This is a genomic window from Alsobacter sp. SYSU BS001988, assembly GCF_054796215.1.
Genome location: NZ_JBTAMK010000001.1, coordinates 552,484 through 568,128, shown reverse-complemented (window position 1 = coordinate 568,128; position 15,645 = coordinate 552,484). Strand labels below are relative to the sequence as shown.

Here is a 15,645-nt window from a genome sequence, read left to right as displayed (position 1 = left end):
ATGAGGTTCTCGCAGCGACTGGAGCTGCGCCAGGGGCAATCCCTGGTCATGACGCCGCAGCTCTTGCAGGCGATCAAGCTGCTTCAGTTCTCCAGCATCGAACTCGTCAACTATGTCGAGCAGGAGCTGGAGCGCAATCCGCTGCTGGAGCGGGCGGACGAGCCCGACGGACCGGCGGCGCTCGACGATGCGGCCGCGCGCGGCGCGCCCGACGTCCAGGACCGCGACGTTCAGGACCGCGACCTGCAAGACCGCGACGGCGACCCCGGTGAGCGGGACTGGGCGTCGGCCGAGCTCGCGCCAGAGCGCGGCGAGATCGAGGACCGCCACGACGCCAATCTCGAGAACGTCTTCCCGGACGACAAGCCCGGCTCCCTGGCCGAGGAGCGGGCCGGCGCCGGCGAGGCCGGGGACGGGCTCGGCCTGTCCTCCACCAACTGGAGCGGGGTGGGAGGCGGCGGCCGGGACGGCGGCGGCGACGAGGTCAATCTCGAAGCCTTCGTGGCGGCCGAGATCTCGCTGCACGACCGTCTGATCGAGCAGCTGCAGGTCGCCACCGAGGACCCGGGCGAGCGCATGATCGGCCTGGCGCTGATCGACCTCGTCGAGGAGTCGGGCTACATCGTCGAGCCGCTCGAGCCCGTGGCCGAGCGCCTCGGGGTGTCGATGGCGAAGGTCGAGCAGGTGCTCGCCATCCTGCACGGCTTCGAGCCGACAGGCGTCGGCGCGCGCTCCCTGGCCGAGTGCCTGCGCATCCAGCTCCAGGACGCCGATCGGTTCGACCCGGCCATGCAGGCGCTGGTCGACCATCTCGACCTTCTGGCCAAGCGGGACTTCTCGACCCTGAAGCGCATCTGCGGCGTCGACGACGAGGATCTCGGCGACATGGTCGCAGAGGTCCGCAGGCTCGACCCCAAGCCCGGCCTGCGCTACGGCGGCGGCCCCATCCAGCCCGTGGTGCCGGACGTCCATGTGCGCACCGCGTCGGACGGCGGCTGGGTCGTGGAGCTGAATTCGGACGTGCTGCCGCGCGTCCTGGTCAATCAGTCCTATCTGGCGAAGGTGTCCGGCGCGGCGAGGTCCGACACCGACAAGACCTACCTCACCGATTGCCTGCAGACCGCGAACTGGCTGACGCGCAGCCTCGAGCAGCGCGCCCGCACCATCCTGAAGGTCGCGACCGAGATCGTCAGGCAGCAGGACGCCTTCCTGACCCTGGGCGTCCAGCACCTGCGCCCGCTCAACCTGCGCACCGTCGCCGACGCCATCGGCATGCACGAATCGACGGTGTCGCGCGTGACCTCCAATAAGTACGTCGCGACCCCGCGCGGCATCTTCGAGATGAAATACTTTTTCACCGCCTCCATCGCGGCGACCCGGGGCGGCGAGGCTCACTCGGCCGAGGCCGTCCGTTTCCGGATCAAGCAGATGATCGACGCGGAGCGCCCGAGCGACGTGTTGTCCGACGACGCCATCGTCCAGAAGCTGCGGGATTCGGGCATCGACATCGCCCGCCGCACCGTCGCCAAGTATCGGGAAGGTCTCAGGATTCCGTCTTCTGTGGAACGCCGGCGCGAGAAGATGGCCTTGACGGCCGCCGCGTCCGCCAGAGGATAGCCTCGCGCGGCCGATTGACTTCCACAGGGGCCGTCCTTACGTCTTTGCCACCAGGGAGACGGGTTCCGGCGGAACCGTCGAGCACGCCGCCGCCTGACAGAGCGGCTCGGAGAAAGCCCCAATGGCATTGCGCGTCTCGGGTAAGAATCTGGACATCGGGGAAGCGTTGCGAGCCCAGGTCGTCGCCCGGGTGTCGGCCGCGATCTCCAAATATTTCGACGGCGGATTCTCGGGCCATGTGATCGTCGAGCGCGAGGGCGCCGGCTTCCGCACCGATTGCACCCTTCATCTCGCCTCGGGGGTGACCCTGCAGGCGGAAGGCGCCGCGCACGACGCCTATGCGAGCTCCGACCAGGCGGCCGAGCGGATCGAAAAGCGGCTGCGCCGGTACAAGCGGCGCCTGAAGGACCGCGGCGCGGCCCAGGCGAATGGCCGCGAGGTCGAGATCCCGGCCTATGTGATCCAGGCCCCCGACGAGGCTGACGAGGACGAGGCGCCGCAGGATTTCCATCCCGTCGTCATCGCCGAGACCAAGAAGAACATGCGCACGCTGTCGGTGAGCGAAGCGGTCATCGACCTCGACCTCACCGGCGCGCCCGTCATCGTCTTCCGCCACGCCGGCAGCAGCCGGGTGAACATGGTGTACCGCCGATCCGACGGGAATATCGGATGGATCGATCCCCCGGTTCTCTCCGCCCCGTAGATCGAACCGCGCGCCCCGCCCCGACGGTGGAACGCGCCCCGGAACAAAGACTTGTTACAGATCTGGGTCGGCGGGGCCGGATCCGCGGGACCCTCACGAAGCAGTCGCCCGACGCAGAGTTCTGGCCCGTTTCATGCAACGGGCGGTCTGGTCCGGCGCGAACGACAAAGACAAGGCGACCATGCCGCTTTCCGATTTCCTCACGCCTGAAGCGGTCATCCCCGCCCTCAAGGCGAATTCCAAGAAGCAGGCTCTCCAGGAACTCGCCGAGCGCGCCGCAGCCCTCTCCGGGCTCGCCGAGCGCGAGATCTTCGAGACCCTGCTGCAGCGCGAGCGCCTGGGTTCCACCGGCATCGGGCACGGCATCGCCATCCCGCACGGCAAGCTGGCCAAGACGCCGAAGCTTTTCGGGCTCTTCGCCCGGCTCGAGAAGCCGATCGATTTCGAGGCTCTGGACGGCGAGCCGGTCGACCTGATCTTCCTGCTGATCGCCCCCGAGGCCGCCGGCGCGGACCATCTCAAGGCCCTGGCGCGCGTCGCCCGCGTGCTGCGCGAGCCCAGCGTGACCGGGAAGCTGCGGGCGGCGCGCGATTCGGACGCGATCTACGCCGTCCTGACGCAGACGCCGGCCTCGTCGAACGCCGCCTAAGCGGCGGCGTGAGACGCCGCCTGAGCGGCGTCCCCGCCTACCGGCTCCAGAGCCGCTCCCCATAGGCCAGCGCGTACCGCTCCGGTTGCGCCGCGATGGCGGCCATCCCGTGCAGGACCGCATCGGGCGACACCACCAGCCGGGTCGCGATCCGGGCGGCGAGCGCCCGGACGGGGTCCTTCCTCTCGAAGTCCGACCGGAACGCCTTCGGGTCGATCAGCGACTTGACCCGCGGCAGGATCCCGCCCGCCAGCGTCACGCCGCCGGTGGCGCCGAACACGATGGCCATGTCGCCCGAAAACCGCGCCATGATGCGCAGGAAGAGCCGCACCGTGTCGGCTTCGTCGGAGACGGCGTCCGCCAGGGCGGCGTCCACGATGGCCACGCCGTCGCGGCCGTCCGGCTGGTCGCCCCGCGCCTGCGCCCGGGCGGCGTGAAGGGCGACGAGGCCTGGCCCGGACAGGATGGTCTCCGCCGTCAGCCGGCCCACCTTGCGGGCGACATGGGCGAAGACGCGTTCCTGCTCGTCATCCGTCGCAGCCAGGTCGACATGGCCGCCCTCGCTGGGCAGCGGGGCGTAGCGCCCGTCCAGCGTGACGAGCGCGCCGACGCCGAGGCCGGTTCCGGGTCCCAGCACGACGCAGGGCCCGGATCCGGGCGCGACGTCGCCGATCGGCTCCACCACCGAGGCGGGCAGGGCCGGCAGGGACAGCGCCTGAGCCTCGAAGTCGTTGAGAAGCAGGCCGTCCTGTAGGCCGTTGAGGCGCACCAACTCGGGCCCGTCGATGATCCACGAGGCGTTGGTGAGCGCGCAGCGCCGGTTCGCCACCGGGCCGGCGCCGCAAAGCACCGCCGAGCGCGGCGGCTCCGACGCCTGTCCGGCGGCCGCCTGGAGGGCGAGCGAGACCGTGGCGAAGTCCGCCGTCTTGAAGCGCCCCAGCATGACGAGCGGCTCATCGGGCGCGCGCTGGAAGGCGAAGCGGGCGTTGGTGCCGCCGATGTCGCCGACGATCACCGGATAGGGAAGAACGGGCGGGGCTGGGCTGGGCTGGACGGGGCTTGGCACGGGCGTTCCTGAACGGGGCTGCATCGTCGTCGTCTGGGTCATGGCCTGTCAACGCGCAACCCGTCTCTTCGATGCTCGTCCGCCGCGACGCGCTCGCCGGCGGCGGGTCGCTTCAGCTTGGCCTTTTTGCGCGTGCTCCCGGCGCGCGAAATGCGGTAGAAGCCTCCGAACGCACCCCGTCGCCGCAGCCCGGCGACTTTCGACCCTTGCGGGAGCCGCCATGTCCAGCGCCGCCTCCAGCCTGTTTCCCCTGGCTGACGACACCACGCCCTATCGCAAGCTGGACGTCCCCGGCGTCACCGTCGAGACGGTGGGCGGGCGCGAGCTCGTCAACGTGCCGGCCGAGGCCATCAGAGCGCTCTCCAAGCAGGCCTTCATCGACATCAACCATCTGCTCCGGCCGGGGCACCTCGCGCAGCTCGCCCGCATCCTGGACGACCCCGAGGCCACCTCGAACGACAAGTTCGTCGCCTACGACCTGCTGAAGAACGCCAACATCGCCGCCGGCGGCGTCCTGCCGATGTGCCAGGACACCGGCACCGCCATCGTGATGGGCAAGAAGGGCCGCTTCATCTGGACCGACGGGGACGACGAGGCCGCGCTCGCCGACGGCGTGCGGGACGCCTATTTCGAGAAGAACCTGCGCTACTCGCAGCTGGCGCCCCTGTCGATGTTCGAGGAGCGCAACACGCGCGACAACCTGCCGGCCCAGATCGACATCTACGCGGAGGGCGAGGACGCCTACAAGTTCCTGTTCGTCGCCAAGGGCGGCGGCTCGGCCAACAAGACCTTCCTGTACCAGGCCACGCCCTCGCTGCTCACGCGCGACCGCATGATGGCCTTCCTGAAGGAAAAAATCCTGACGCTGGGCACCGCCGCGTGCCCGCCCTACCACCTCGCCATCGTGATCGGCGGAACCTCGGCCGAACTGGTCATGAAGACCGTCAAGCTGGCCTCGACGCGCTATCTGGACGACCTGCCGACCGAAGGGTCGGCCGCCGGCCACGCCTTCCGCGACCTTGAGATGGAAGCCGAGGTGCACAAGCTCACCCAGTCGCTGGGCGTCGGCGCGCAGTTCGGCGGCAAGTATTTCTGCCACGACGTGCGGGTCATCCGCCTGCCGCGCCACGGGGCGTCGCTGCCCATCGGGCTCGGCGTGTCCTGCTCGGCCGACCGGCAGGCCAAGGGCAAGATCACCCGGGACGGCGTCTTCCTGGAGCAGCTCGAGACCAACCCGGCCCGCTTCCTCCCGGAGGTCGAGGAGGAGGGCCTCGGCGGCGCCGTCGTTAAGATCGATCTCACCCGCCCGATGGACGAGATCCGCGCCACGCTGAGCCGCCATCCCATCAAGACCCGCGTCTCGCTGACCGGCCCGATCGTGGTCGCGCGCGATCTCGCGCACGCCAAGATCCGCGAACGCCTGGAGCGCGGCGAACCGATGCCGCAGTATTTCCGCGATCACCCGATCTACTACGCCGGACCGGCCAAGACCCCGGAGGGCTACGCCTCCGGGTCGTTCGGGCCCACCACGGCGGGGCGGATGGACAGCTATGTCGAGCAGTTCCAGGCCGCGGGCGGCTCGCACGTGATGCTGGCCAAGGGCAACCGCTCCAAGGACGTGCGCGACGCCTGCGCCCGGCACGGCGGCTTCTATCTGGGCTCCATCGGCGGACCGGCGGCCCGCCTGGCGCAGGACTGCATCAAGAAGGTCGAGGTGCTGGAATATCCCGAACTCGGCATGGAGGCGATCTGGCGCATCGAGGTGGAGGACTTCCCGGCCTTCATCGTCGTCGACGACAAGGGCAACGACTTCTTCAAGGAGCTGAATCTCGGGTGAGAATCGCCCCCCTCTCCCTCGCGCTCGTGCTGGCGGCTTCCGGCGCCGGATCGGCCTCGGCCCAGTCCGCCCCTTCGGCCGAGTGCCGGCGGGACCTGCTGGTCGCCGACAGCCTCGTCCGCAAGAGCCGCGACCGGCTGCTCGGCGCGGCGAACGCCACGTTGGCGGTGCAATGCCCCATCTGGCGGGAGCATGTCGAGGCGGCCCGCAAGGCGGCGGCCATCCACGGCCGCTGCTCGAAGGGTCCCGAGCGGGTCCGGATCCAGGCCGAACTCGACGAGACCGCCTCCGACTTCGCCGCGCAGGTCAAGGCGCGCTGCAAGGGCGCTCTCTGACGCTCCGACAGCGGGCCCTCAGCAGCCCGTTCGTCCCCGACGATCAGCGCCGCGGCGCCCGCCTCAGCCGGGACGGCCAGAAGGGGCGGCGCGGATCGAGCAGGAAGGTGCCGAAAATAGGCCGCGTGGGCCCCTTGCGCTCCCAGGCGTCGAAGCAGTGCAGGCGCCGGCCGCCGCGTGCGCCCAGTTCGTCCATGGCGGCCACGTAGGAGCCGAGCCGGTCCACGGCCTCGCGCAGCTCGTCCGGCTCGGCCCCCACATGTTCGGCCATGAGGCCGTCGCGGATGCGGGCGATCGAGGCGCGGTGCTGCGGCCGGGTTCCCTCGATGGCGAGGTCGCACTCCGTATCCAGCCCCATCGAGCGGTTGTTCAGGTTCGAGGACCCGACGCGCAGGAACGCATCATCGACGATCACCACTTTGGCGTGGACCATCACCTGGCGCTCTCCGTCGCCGTCCGGCGTCACCGGATAGCAGACCCGCAGGCGCTCGTAGCGATCGGCCCGCTTGAGGCGCCGGATCAGGCGGTCCCGGTTGCTGCCCATCGCGAAGTGCTCGACGAAGCCGCGCGACGCGTGGGTCATCACCACGATGATCTCCGGCCCGTCGGGCTTGGCCAGCAGGCGCAGCAGCGCGCGGCCGATGGCCGGCGTGGTCAGGTACTGCGCCTCCATGTAGACGATCCGGCTCGCCGTCAGCAGCGCGTCGGCGTTGAGCGCCGCGACCTCGGCCACCTCGGGCCGCCCCGCATAGGCCGGCATGGTGCGCGCGACGCCCACGAAGGCGTCGGAGAAGTCGGGCCTCAGCCCTTCCGGCCACGGGTCGTTAGGCACCAGCTCGGGGTTGGATTTCTCGCCCGTCGCGATGGCCCAGCGGGCGCGAACCAGCTCCGACACCGCCCGCGCGGCGTCGCCGTCCACGGCCATCTGCACGTCATGGACGGGAGCGTAGGCGTTCCCCTCGGGGTCGATCCGGGCCGGATCATGCGGATCGTGCGGGTCGCGGTCCCAGCGCCGCACCGTGAGGTCGATGCCGCCCACGAAGGCCACCTGGTCGTCGACGCAGACGATCTTCTGGTGGTGCGCCGCATAGAGCGGCTGCGTGTTGTCGAGCTTGAGGGTGATGCGCGGATGCTTCTGCCAGTCGCGGCCGATCAGCAACTCGGTCGGCGCGCTCGGCGCATGCACTACCGCCACGCTCCACACCAGGATGCGCACCTCGAGGTCCGGCTTCTCCTCCACGAGGGAGTAGAGCAGCTCTCCCAGGGCCGGTGATTCATGCTCGGGCGCGTCCTGCCTCAGCCGGATCCGGCCGTCGAAGTCCCAGCCGACGATCAGGATCGAGCGCCGCGCCTGGCGCAGGGACGATTCCAGCCGGGCGAAGTAGTGCGCCCCGTCGACCAGCACCGCCGCCCGCGGCGAAGCCTCGACGCGCCAGCAGTTGCGTCCGGGTTCCAGGATGGAAGGCGTGCGGAACTCCGCGCGACGGAACGCGTCCGGGCCGTCGAGCCGGGACGAAACATGATCGAGTGTCAGCACGGGCTCATCGCAGGTTGTTGGAACCGTTTGGCAAACTCGCCTGTGACGTTCCCGGTTCCCCGGCGCCCGGAACTCGCGTCCGCGCGGCGCAATCGGGTTGCGCCGGCGTGAAAGCTCGGCCACAGGTGGGCCGCGGCGGCCGGGCGGCCGCCAAAGCGGGGCGGGGCGGAGCGGATCGGGATGAGTTCAGGCAAGATCCGCATGGCGCCGCTGCGGTCGGAGACCTTCGCCCCGTTCGGGACCGTGATCGACCTCGCCGGCCTGCCGGCCCGGTCCGTCAACGAGGGGCGCGGGATTCGCGCCGACCTGCCGGACCTCGACCACGAGGCCCAGGCCGGCCGTCCGGCCACCGCGATCTACCGCATGGCCCCGACGAGGCTGCCCCTTCCCCTGCGCGAGATCGAGAAGCACCCCCTCTCGGCGCAGCTCTTCGCGCCGTTGGATCCCGTGCGCTTCGTGGTCGTGGTCGCGCCGGGGCGACTGGACGGCGAGCCTGACCTCGCCGGCCTGCGCGCCTTCTGCGGCGGGGCGGGCCAGGGCGTCGTCTATGCGCCCGACGTCTGGCACATGCCGCTCGCGATCCTGGGGGACCGGGAAGCGCAGGTTCTGATGCAGATCTGGGAGGCGGGCGATCCGCTCGACTGCATCGTCCGCAGGCTCGACGGCCTGTCGCCGATTGACTTCTGATCAGGCCACCGGCGTTCCGTTCGCGGCCAGCACGTCGCCCGCCAGATAGAGCGAGCCGCAGATCAGCACCCGCGGCGCCACCGGCCAGGACTGGGCCGCCACGCCGGCCAGCGCCGCCTCGACGCTTTCGCACGCCGCCGCCGGCAACCCGGCCGCGGCTGCGAAGCCGGCGACCTCCTGGGCCGGCCGGCCCGCCGTCTGACCCTTGATCGGGATGGCCCAGGCTTCCTGGGCGAGGCCGGAGAACGGCTCCAGGAAGCCGGCGGAATCCTTGGTGCCCAGCATTCCGACGATGAGCACCAGCGGCCGCGGCCGGCGCTCCTCGAACTCGGCCATGGCGCTCGCCAGCGCCTTGCCGCCGTCCGGGTTGTGGCCGCCGTCGAGCCAGAGCTCGGCGTCTGGCGGCAGCATCTCGGCGAGCCGCCCCTTGGCGAGCCTCTGCAGGCGCGCCGGCCACTCGGCCGACCCGACGCCCGTCTCGAACGCCTTGGTGGGCAGGCGCCCGAAGCCGGCCGCCCGAAGGGCCGCGACGGCGGTCCCGGCGTTCACGTGCTGGTGCCGGCCGGCCAGCCGGGGCAGCGGCAGGTCGAGCAGGCCGTCCTCGTCCTGGTAGACGAGGCGGCCGTTCTCCTCCGTCACGTGGAAGTCCTGCCCGCCCACGAGGGTGCGGGCTCCGGTGCGGGCCGCGGCGCGCTCCAGCACGGCGAGCGCCTCCTGGTGCTCCTGCAAGCCGATCACCACCGGCGATCCGCGCTTGAAGATGCCGGCCTTCTCGGCCGCGATCCCGGCGAGGCTGTCGCCCAGATATTCCGAGTGGTCCATCGAGACCGGCGTCACCACGGTGGCGAGGGGCCGCTCCACCACATTGGTGGCGTCGCAGCGGCCGCCGAGGCCCACTTCGAGCAGAAGCACATGGGCCGGGTGCTCGGAGAACAGCAGGAAGGCCGCGGCCGTGGTGATCTCGAAGATCGTGATGGGCGCGCCCGCATTGGCGGCCTCGCAACGCCGGAACGCGTCCACCAGCATGCCCTCGGGCACGAAATGGCCGCCGCCCGGCGCCCCGATCCTGATCCGCTCGTGGAAGCGCACGAGGTGCGGCGACGTGTAGGCGTGCACGGCGAGGCCGGCCGCCTCCAGCACGGCGCGCATGAACGCCACGGTGGAGCCCTTGCCGTTCGTGCCGCCGACATGGATCACCGGAGGCAGGCGCAGATGCGGGTCTCCCAGGGCCTGGAGCAGCCGCTGGAGCCGCCCGAGAGACAGGTCGATCAGCTTGGGGTGAAGCGCCAGAAAGCGCGCCAGAATGGCGTCCGAAGGCTCCATGAGGGCCCCTGTGATGATGCGTTCGGCGTCTCCGTCCGGGCGGGCGCCCGGTCGGGACGGTTCCGAGCAGTACCCCCGCGCCGGACCGGCCGCAACCGCGGGCCCGACCGGAGCTGGCCCGATCCGACCCGCTTATTCTCCAGGCGCTGCAACCCATTGTAGCTTTGCGAGCCAGCGGTTGCATCCGCGGCGCCGTATGCGGGGGCGCGGCCCTGGCATGGTTGCCCTCCAGCCTTCGCGGGTCTACGAACGCCAGGAGAGGGCCGCTCCGGGCGGCGCAGGATGGAGAACTCCATGTCTTCGGAGACCGACTACCTCGTCGACCGCCGCCGGCTGAAGCGGCGCGTCACGTTCTGGCGCGTCCTGGCCTTCGTGGCGGTGTTCCTGGCGATCATCGGCGTGGCCGTCTCGCTGGGCGGACGGCGGATGGGCGTGCCGGGCGTGTCCCAGGTGGCCCGGGTCGAGATCACCGGCCTGATCACCGGCGACCGCAAGTCCCTCGACCTCTTGAAGACGGTGGGCCGAAGCAGCGCCGTGAAGGCCGTGCTGCTCTCCATCAACAGCCCGGGCGGCACCGTGACGGGCTCCGAGGAGCTCTACGACGCCATCCGGGATCTCGCCGCCAGGAAGCCGACCGTCGCCGTCGTGGACGGGCTCGCGGCGTCGGGCGCCTATATCGCCGCCATGGGGGCGGACCGGATCGTCGCCCGCCAGACCGCCATGGTCGGCTCCATCGGCGTGCTGTTCCAGTATCCGAACGTCGTGAAGCTGCTCGATACGCTCGGGGTCAAGATGGAGACCATCAAGTCGGCTCCGCTCAAGGCCGCCCCGAGCCCGTTCGAGCCGACCACGCCGGCGTCGGAAGCGGCCGTGCAGGCGCTCATCGGCGACACCTATGGCTGGTTCAAGAACCTCGTCAGCGAGCGCCGCGGCATCGACGGCGCGCAGCTCGCCACCGTCTCCGACGGCCGCGTGTTCACCGGCAACCAGGCGCTTCCGCTCAAGCTGGTGGACGAGATCGGCGGCGAGAAGCAGGCGGTGGCCTGGCTGGAAGCGCAGAAGGGCGTCGCCAAGAACCTGCCGATCCGCGACTGGAAGCCCAAGGAGTCCAATCCGTTCGGCGCTTTCACGACCGCGGCCGCCGTGGCGGGCGCCTTCGGGCTGCGCGATCTCGCCCAGGTCCTGCGGGCCGCCGAGCAGTCGGCGAGCACTCCCGTCCTTGACGGCCTGCTGGCTGTCTGGCAACCTCGCAGCTGAGCAATTCTGAAGCGTTTTCAATAAAATAGTTGGTAAAATCGTGGTCTTCGCCAAGACAGGGAACGGCCGATGATCAAGTCGGAACTCGTGCAGAAAATAGCCGAGCGCTATCCCGAGCTCTATCAGCGTGACGCTGAGAACGTCGTGAACGCCATCCTGGAGGAGATCGTTCAGGCTCTCACCCGGGGCGACCGTGTGGAAATCCGCGGGTTCGGGGCTTTCTCGGTGAAGAAGAGGGACGCGCGGCTGGGACGCAACCCCCGCACGGGCGAGCACGTTCCGGTGTCCGAGAAGGTCGTGCCGGTCTTCAAGGCCGGCAAGGAAATGCGCGTGCGCCTGAACCGCGAGCCGGTCGAGGCCCGCGTTCAGCCGCGGAAGGCCCAGGCGGGCTAGCAGACGATCGGTCAACGATGAAAACCTTCCTGAAAGCGCTCGTGCTGGTTCCGCTGGCGCTCCTGGTCACCGTCTTCGCCGTCGCCAACCGCCAGGTCGTGGCCGTGCAGCTCGACCCGCTCGGCTGGTCGGACCAGAACCTCACCCTTTCGGCGCCGCTCTTCCTCGTGCTGCTCGTCGCCATGGGCCTCGGCGTCATCGTCGGAGGCTGCGCCGTGTGGTTCGGCCAGTCGCGCTATCGCCGGGCCGCCAGGGTGCACGCCCGCGAAGCCGCCCGGACGCGGGCCGAGCTGGAGCGCGTCCGCGAGGAGGCGCCCGCCGGCCGTGGCCTGCCGGCGGTCTCCGCCATCCACTGAGCGCCAGGGCGGGCGACCGCTCCTCCCACCCGGATACGCCATGAAGATCGTCTCCGCCGCCGAGGTCGACCGCGCCCTCGATCCTGCTTCGCTGGCCGACGCGCTCGCGGAGGCCTTCCGGCTCGACGTCGTCGTCCCGGTGCGCCACCACCACGAGGTCGAGCGCCCCGACGGGGAGGCGACGCTCCTCCTCATGCCGGCCTGGACGGGGCCGACGGCCACGGAGCCGTTCCTGGGGACCAAGATCGTCACGATCTTCCCGGGCAACGGCGCGCGCGGCCTGCCGAGCGTAATGGGAACCTACATGCTGATGGACGGCGCCACCGGCGCGCCGCTCGCGGCGATCGACGGAACCCGCCTGACGGTCTGGCGCACCGCCGCCGCCTCTGCGCTGGCGGCGCGCCATCTCGCCCGGCCGGACGCCAGCCGCATGGCCATGGTGGGCGCCGGGGCGCTCGCCCCCTTCCTGATCCGCGCCCATGCGGCGCAACGGCCGCTGACCGACGTCGCGCTGTGGAACCACCGTCCGGAGCGGGCCGAGGCCGTCGCGCGACGGCTTGCCGCGGAGGGCCTCCCGGTCCGCGCGGTCGCCGACCTGGAGACCGCCGTCCGGGGCGCCGACATCGTGTCCAGCGCCACGCTGTCCGAGCTGCCGCTGATCCGAGGCGCGTGGCTGAAGCCCGGCGCGCATGTGGATTGCGTCGGCGCGTTCAAGCCGTCGATGCGCGAGACCGACGACGACGTCGTCCGCCGCGCCAGCCTGTTCTGCGACACGCGGGCGGGCGCGCTGAAAGAGGGCGGCGACCTCGCCCAGCCGCTCGCGTCCGGCCTGATCGTCGCCGGCGACGTCAGGGCCGATCTCTACGATCTCGCCCGCGGGACCCATCCGGGGCGGGCGTCCGACGACGAGATCACGCTGTTCAAATCCGTCGGGACCGCGATCGAGGACCTCGCCGCCGCCATCCTGGTGTGGCGCAGGATCGGCGCCGCCTGAACGGCCGGTCGCCCTAGCCTGAGGCCTGAGCCCTTGTCAGGCCGGCGAAAAAGCTCGAAGAGACTGCCATGACGAGCCGGCCCTCCACCTTGGTGAAGATCTGCGGCCTCCGCACGCAGGACACGATCGAAGCCGCGATCGCGGCCGGCGCGGACATGCTCGGCTTCGTGTTCTTCCCGAAGTCTCCCCGGCATCTGGGATATGACGAAGCGCGCCGCCTGCGCGAGAGCGTCCGCGGCCGCGCCGAAGTGGTGGCCCTGACGGTCGACGCCGACGACGCGGCGCTCGACGCCATCCTGGAGAGCGCCCGGCCGGACATGCTCCAGCTCCACGGCCGCGAGACGCCCGACCGCGTCGCCCGCATCCGCCAGCGCGCCGGGCTGCCGGTGATGAAGGCGATCGGGGTCTCCACCGCCGGGGAGGTCGCCGCCGCGAGGGCGTATCTGGCGGTCGCCGACCGGCTGCTGTTCGACGCCAAGGCCCCGCCGGACGCGCGGCATCCGGGCGGGAACGGGCTGGCGTTCGACTGGACGCTTCTCGCGGGCCTTGACCTGCCGAAGCCCTTCATGCTGTCAGGGGGGCTCGATCCCGGAAACGTCGCCGAGGCCCTGAAGGTCACCCGCGCTCCGGGCGTCGACGTGTCGTCCGGGGTGGAGCGTTCGCCGGGCGAGAAGGACCCTGACCGGATCGCCGCATTCGTGGCCGCCGTCAGGACCGGAGCGCCGAGAGGCGAGGGACCGGACAAGCCGACCGAACAGGATCACCGGCCCCGGCCGGAGCGAGGATGACAGCGTGAGCGCAGCACCGACCCTGAACTCCTTCCGCACGGGACCCGACGAGACCGGTCATTTCGGCATGTTCGGCGGCCGCTTCGTGGCCGAGACCCTGATGCCGCTGATCCTCGAGCTCGAGGCGGCCTATGAGGCCGCCAAGGTCGACCCGTCCTTCATCAACGACATGGCCGACTACCTCGCCCATTATGTCGGCCGCCCGAGCCCGCTCTATTTCGCCGAGCGGCTCACCGAGCATTGCGGCGGCGCCAAGATCTACCTGAAGCGCGACGAGCTGAACCACACCGGCGCGCACAAGGTGAACAACGTGCTCGGCCAGATCCTGCTGGCGCGGCGCATGGGCAAGAGCCGCATCATCGCCGAGACGGGGGCGGGCCAGCACGGCGTCGCCACCGCGACGCTCTGCGCGCGCTTCGGCCTGCAGTGCATCGTCTATATGGGCGCAGTGGACGTCGAGCGGCAGAAGCCGAACGTGTTCCGCATGAAGATGCTGGGCGCCGAGGTTGTGCCCGTCCAGTCCGGGTCGAAGACCCTCAAGGACGCCATGAACGAGGCGCTCCGCGACTGGGTGACGAATGTCGAGAACACCTTCTACTGCATCGGCACGGTGGCGGGGCCGCACCCCTACCCGGCCATGGTGCGCGATTTCCAGTGCGTCATCGGACGCGAGGCGCGCGAGCAGATGCTGGAGCGCGAGGGCCGGCTGCCGAACTCGCTGATCGCCGCGATCGGCGGCGGCTCCAACGCCATCGGGCTGTTCCATCCCTTCCTGGACGACCCCGGCATCGAGATCTACGGCGTCGAGGCGGCGGGCCACGGCCTCTCCTCCGGCCTCCATGCGGCCTCGCTGACGGGCGGCCGCCCGGGCGTGCTGCACGGCAACCGCACTTATCTGCTGATGAACGACGACGGGCAGATCACGGACGCCCACTCGATCTCGGCGGGCCTCGACTATCCGGGCATCGGCCCCGAGCATTCCTGGCTGCACGACGTCGGCCGGGTCAACTACATCTCGGCCACCGACGAGGAGGCGCTGAACGCCTTCCAGATGATGTCGCGGCTGGAAGGCATCATCCCGGCGCTCGAGCCCGCACACGCGATCGCCAAGGCGGTCGAGATCGCGGCCAAGAAGCCCAAGGACCACCTCATGATCGTCAATCTCTGCGGCCGCGGCGACAAGGACATCTTCACCGTGGCCGAGCATCTCGGAGGCATGGAGTGAGCAGCGAAGCCTCAACCCGCATCGACCGCCGCTTCGAGGCGGTCCGGCAGCAGGGCCGCGCCGCGCTCGTCACCTTCGTGATGGGCGGCGATCCGGATCCCGAGACCTCGCTGGCCATCGTCAAGGCGCTGCCCGCGGCGGGCGCCGACCTGATCGAGATCGGCATGCCGTTCACCGATCCCATGGCGGACGGCCCCCCGATCCAGGCGGCGGGACTGCGGGCGCTTCGGGCCGGCCAGACCATGGTCAAGACCCTGGCGCTGGTGCGGGCCTTCCGGGCCGGCGACGCCGACACGCCGATCATCCTGATGGGGTACTACAACCCCATCTATGTCTACGGCGTCGACCGCTTCCTGCTCGACGCCCGCGAGGCCGGCGTCGACGGCCTGATCGTGGTCGACCTGCCGCCCGAGGAGGACGAGGAGCTCTGTCTTCCCGCCCTGTCGGCCGGGCTGAACTTCATCCGCCTCGCCACCCCCACCACGGATGCGCGGCGGCTTCCGAAGGTGCTCACCAACACGTCCGGTTTCGTGTATTACGTGTCGGTGACGGGGATCACCGGATCGGCCATCGCCGACTACGGCAAGGTGGGCTCGGCCGTTGCGCGCATCAAGCAGCACACCCATCTGCCGGTGGCGGTCGGGTTCGGGGTGAAGAACGCCGACACGGCCGAGACGATCGCGCGCAGCGCCGACGGCGTGGTGGTCGGCACCGCGCTCGTGGAGGCCATCCGGACCACGCTGGACCCGGATGGAAGGGCCACGCCGGCCACCGTGGAGGCGGTCGCCGCCAAGGTGCGCGAGATCGCCACCGGGGTGCGGCGGGCGCCGAAAGCCGCGGCCTGAGGGCCCGGACAGGAGACGTCATGGACACGAGCC

General features: G+C 70.5%; 16 protein-coding genes. 13 read left to right on the top strand and 3 right to left on the bottom strand.

From position 1 onward, the window contains the following. The 3 genes from rpoN to ptsN all read left to right on the top strand — a co-directional run bounded on the left by rpoN (window position 1) and on the right by ptsN (window position 2,969). The gene (gene rpoN, locus ACYVO7_RS02495) at window positions 1-1,617 is read left to right on the top strand and encodes an RNA polymerase factor sigma-54 (protein WP_460448257.1); all 1,617 of its coding nucleotides are present in this window, start codon (window positions 1-3) and stop codon (window positions 1,615-1,617) included. Between the two features lie 121 nt (window positions 1,618-1,738). Further along, a complete protein-coding gene (gene hpf / locus ACYVO7_RS02490) occupies window positions 1,739-2,320 on the top strand; it encodes a ribosome hibernation-promoting factor, HPF/YfiA family (RefSeq protein WP_460448256.1) in 582 nt (193 codons plus the stop codon). A 181-nt stretch (window positions 2,321-2,501) separates the two neighbouring features. Further along, complete coding sequence (ptsN, locus tag ACYVO7_RS02485; RefSeq protein ID WP_406856002.1) at window positions 2,502-2,969, top strand: PTS IIA-like nitrogen regulatory protein PtsN; 468 nt, start codon at window positions 2,502-2,504, stop codon at window positions 2,967-2,969. 37 nt (window positions 2,970-3,006) lie between these two features. Here ptsN and ACYVO7_RS02480 read toward each other — a convergent pair whose 3' ends face one another. Next, window positions 3,007-4,077 carry a glucokinase gene (locus ACYVO7_RS02480; protein ID WP_460448255.1) on the bottom strand — a complete coding sequence of 357 codons (1,071 nt, stop codon included), beginning with the start codon at window positions 4,075-4,077 and terminating at the stop codon, window positions 3,007-3,009. A gap of 178 nt (window positions 4,078-4,255) precedes the next feature. Between ACYVO7_RS02480 and ACYVO7_RS02475 the strand changes: the two genes are divergently transcribed. Both ACYVO7_RS02475 and ACYVO7_RS02470 read left to right on the top strand, forming a co-directional pair. Continuing rightward, window positions 4,256-5,872 (top strand): fumarate hydratase, encoded by a 1,617-nt coding sequence (locus tag ACYVO7_RS02475; RefSeq protein ID WP_460448254.1) that lies wholly within the window; start codon window positions 4,256-4,258, stop codon window positions 5,870-5,872. Then, a complete protein-coding gene (locus tag ACYVO7_RS02470) occupies window positions 5,869-6,207 on the top strand; it encodes a hypothetical protein (protein ID WP_460448253.1) in 339 nt (112 codons plus the stop codon). The genes ACYVO7_RS02475 and ACYVO7_RS02470 overlap by 4 nt, the downstream gene beginning before the upstream one ends. 43 nt (window positions 6,208-6,250) lie before the next feature. On the opposite strand, the gene ACYVO7_RS02465 is transcribed toward ACYVO7_RS02470, so the two are convergent. Beyond that, complete coding sequence (locus tag ACYVO7_RS02465) at window positions 6,251-7,744, bottom strand: phospholipase D-like domain-containing protein (RefSeq protein WP_460448252.1); 1,494 nt, start codon at window positions 7,742-7,744, stop codon at window positions 6,251-6,253. A gap of 180 nt (window positions 7,745-7,924) precedes the next feature. On the opposite strand from ACYVO7_RS02465, the gene ACYVO7_RS02460 reads away from it, so the two are divergent. Further along, window positions 7,925-8,431, top strand: coding sequence for an ureidoglycolate lyase (locus ACYVO7_RS02460; RefSeq protein ID WP_460448251.1), 507 nt, complete (start codon window positions 7,925-7,927; stop codon window positions 8,429-8,431). Here ACYVO7_RS02460 and ACYVO7_RS02455 read toward each other — a convergent pair whose 3' ends face one another. Continuing rightward, window positions 8,432-9,754: a bifunctional folylpolyglutamate synthase/dihydrofolate synthase gene (locus tag ACYVO7_RS02455; RefSeq protein WP_460448250.1), complete on the bottom strand. Its 1,323-nt coding sequence runs from the start codon at window positions 9,752-9,754 to the stop codon at window positions 8,432-8,434. Between the two features lie 294 nt (window positions 9,755-10,048). On the opposite strand from ACYVO7_RS02455, the gene sppA reads away from it, so the two are divergent. The 7 genes from sppA to trpA all read left to right on the top strand — a co-directional run bounded on the left by sppA (window position 10,049) and on the right by trpA (window position 15,612). Next, on the top strand, window positions 10,049-11,011 hold the full coding sequence (gene sppA / locus ACYVO7_RS02450) for a signal peptide peptidase SppA (RefSeq protein WP_460448249.1): 963 nt from the start codon (window positions 10,049-10,051) through the stop codon (window positions 11,009-11,011). A gap of 69 nt (window positions 11,012-11,080) precedes the next feature. Then, complete coding sequence (locus ACYVO7_RS02445) at window positions 11,081-11,404, top strand: integration host factor subunit beta (RefSeq protein ID WP_406856010.1); 324 nt, start codon at window positions 11,081-11,083, stop codon at window positions 11,402-11,404. Between the two features lie 17 nt (window positions 11,405-11,421). Beyond that, complete coding sequence (locus ACYVO7_RS02440) at window positions 11,422-11,760, top strand: LapA family protein (RefSeq protein WP_460448248.1); 339 nt, start codon at window positions 11,422-11,424, stop codon at window positions 11,758-11,760. Window positions 11,761-11,800: 40 nt separating this feature from the next. After that, complete coding sequence (gene lhpI / locus ACYVO7_RS02435; protein ID WP_460448247.1) at window positions 11,801-12,754, top strand: bifunctional Delta(1)-pyrroline-2-carboxylate/Delta(1)-piperideine-2-carboxylate reductase; 954 nt, start codon at window positions 11,801-11,803, stop codon at window positions 12,752-12,754. A 68-nt stretch (window positions 12,755-12,822) separates the two neighbouring features. Continuing rightward, complete coding sequence (locus ACYVO7_RS02430) at window positions 12,823-13,542, top strand: phosphoribosylanthranilate isomerase (RefSeq protein WP_460448246.1); 720 nt, start codon at window positions 12,823-12,825, stop codon at window positions 13,540-13,542. Between the two features lie 67 nt (window positions 13,543-13,609). After that, window positions 13,610-14,767: a tryptophan synthase subunit beta gene (gene trpB / locus ACYVO7_RS02425; protein WP_460448543.1), complete on the top strand. Its 1,158-nt coding sequence runs from the start codon at window positions 13,610-13,612 to the stop codon at window positions 14,765-14,767. Beyond that, window positions 14,764-15,612: a tryptophan synthase subunit alpha gene (gene trpA, locus ACYVO7_RS02420; protein ID WP_460448245.1), complete on the top strand. Its 849-nt coding sequence runs from the start codon at window positions 14,764-14,766 to the stop codon at window positions 15,610-15,612. The genes trpB and trpA overlap by 4 nt, the downstream gene beginning before the upstream one ends. The last annotated feature ends 33 nt before the right edge of the window (window positions 15,613-15,645 follow it).

Bases quoted from the DNA above. Each gene is read 5' to 3' on its own strand.
- rpoN (WP_460448257.1), top strand. From the start codon at position 1: ATGAGGTTCTCGCAGCGACTGGAGCTGCGCCAGGGGCAATCCCTGGTC.
- hpf (WP_460448256.1), top strand. From the start codon at position 1,739: ATGGCATTGCGCGTCTCGGGTAAGAATCTGGACATCGGGGAAGCGTTG.
- ptsN (WP_406856002.1), top strand. From the start codon at position 2,502: ATGCCGCTTTCCGATTTCCTCACGCCTGAAGCGGTCATCCCCGCCCTC.
- ACYVO7_RS02480 (WP_460448255.1), bottom strand. From the start codon at position 4,077: ATGACCCAGACGACGACGATGCAGCCCCGTTCAGGAACGCCCGTGCCA.
- ACYVO7_RS02475 (WP_460448254.1), top strand. From the start codon at position 4,256: ATGTCCAGCGCCGCCTCCAGCCTGTTTCCCCTGGCTGACGACACCACG.
- ACYVO7_RS02460 (WP_460448251.1), top strand. From the start codon at position 7,925: ATGAGTTCAGGCAAGATCCGCATGGCGCCGCTGCGGTCGGAGACCTTC.
- ACYVO7_RS02455 (WP_460448250.1), bottom strand. From the start codon at position 9,754: ATGGAGCCTTCGGACGCCATTCTGGCGCGCTTTCTGGCGCTTCACCCC.
- sppA (WP_460448249.1), top strand. From the start codon at position 10,049: ATGTCTTCGGAGACCGACTACCTCGTCGACCGCCGCCGGCTGAAGCGG.
- ACYVO7_RS02445 (WP_406856010.1), top strand. From the start codon at position 11,081: ATGATCAAGTCGGAACTCGTGCAGAAAATAGCCGAGCGCTATCCCGAG.
- ACYVO7_RS02440 (WP_460448248.1), top strand. From the start codon at position 11,422: ATGAAAACCTTCCTGAAAGCGCTCGTGCTGGTTCCGCTGGCGCTCCTG.
- lhpI (WP_460448247.1), top strand. From the start codon at position 11,801: ATGAAGATCGTCTCCGCCGCCGAGGTCGACCGCGCCCTCGATCCTGCT.
- ACYVO7_RS02430 (WP_460448246.1), top strand. From the start codon at position 12,823: ATGACGAGCCGGCCCTCCACCTTGGTGAAGATCTGCGGCCTCCGCACG.
- trpB (WP_460448543.1), top strand. From the start codon at position 13,610: ATGTTCGGCGGCCGCTTCGTGGCCGAGACCCTGATGCCGCTGATCCTC.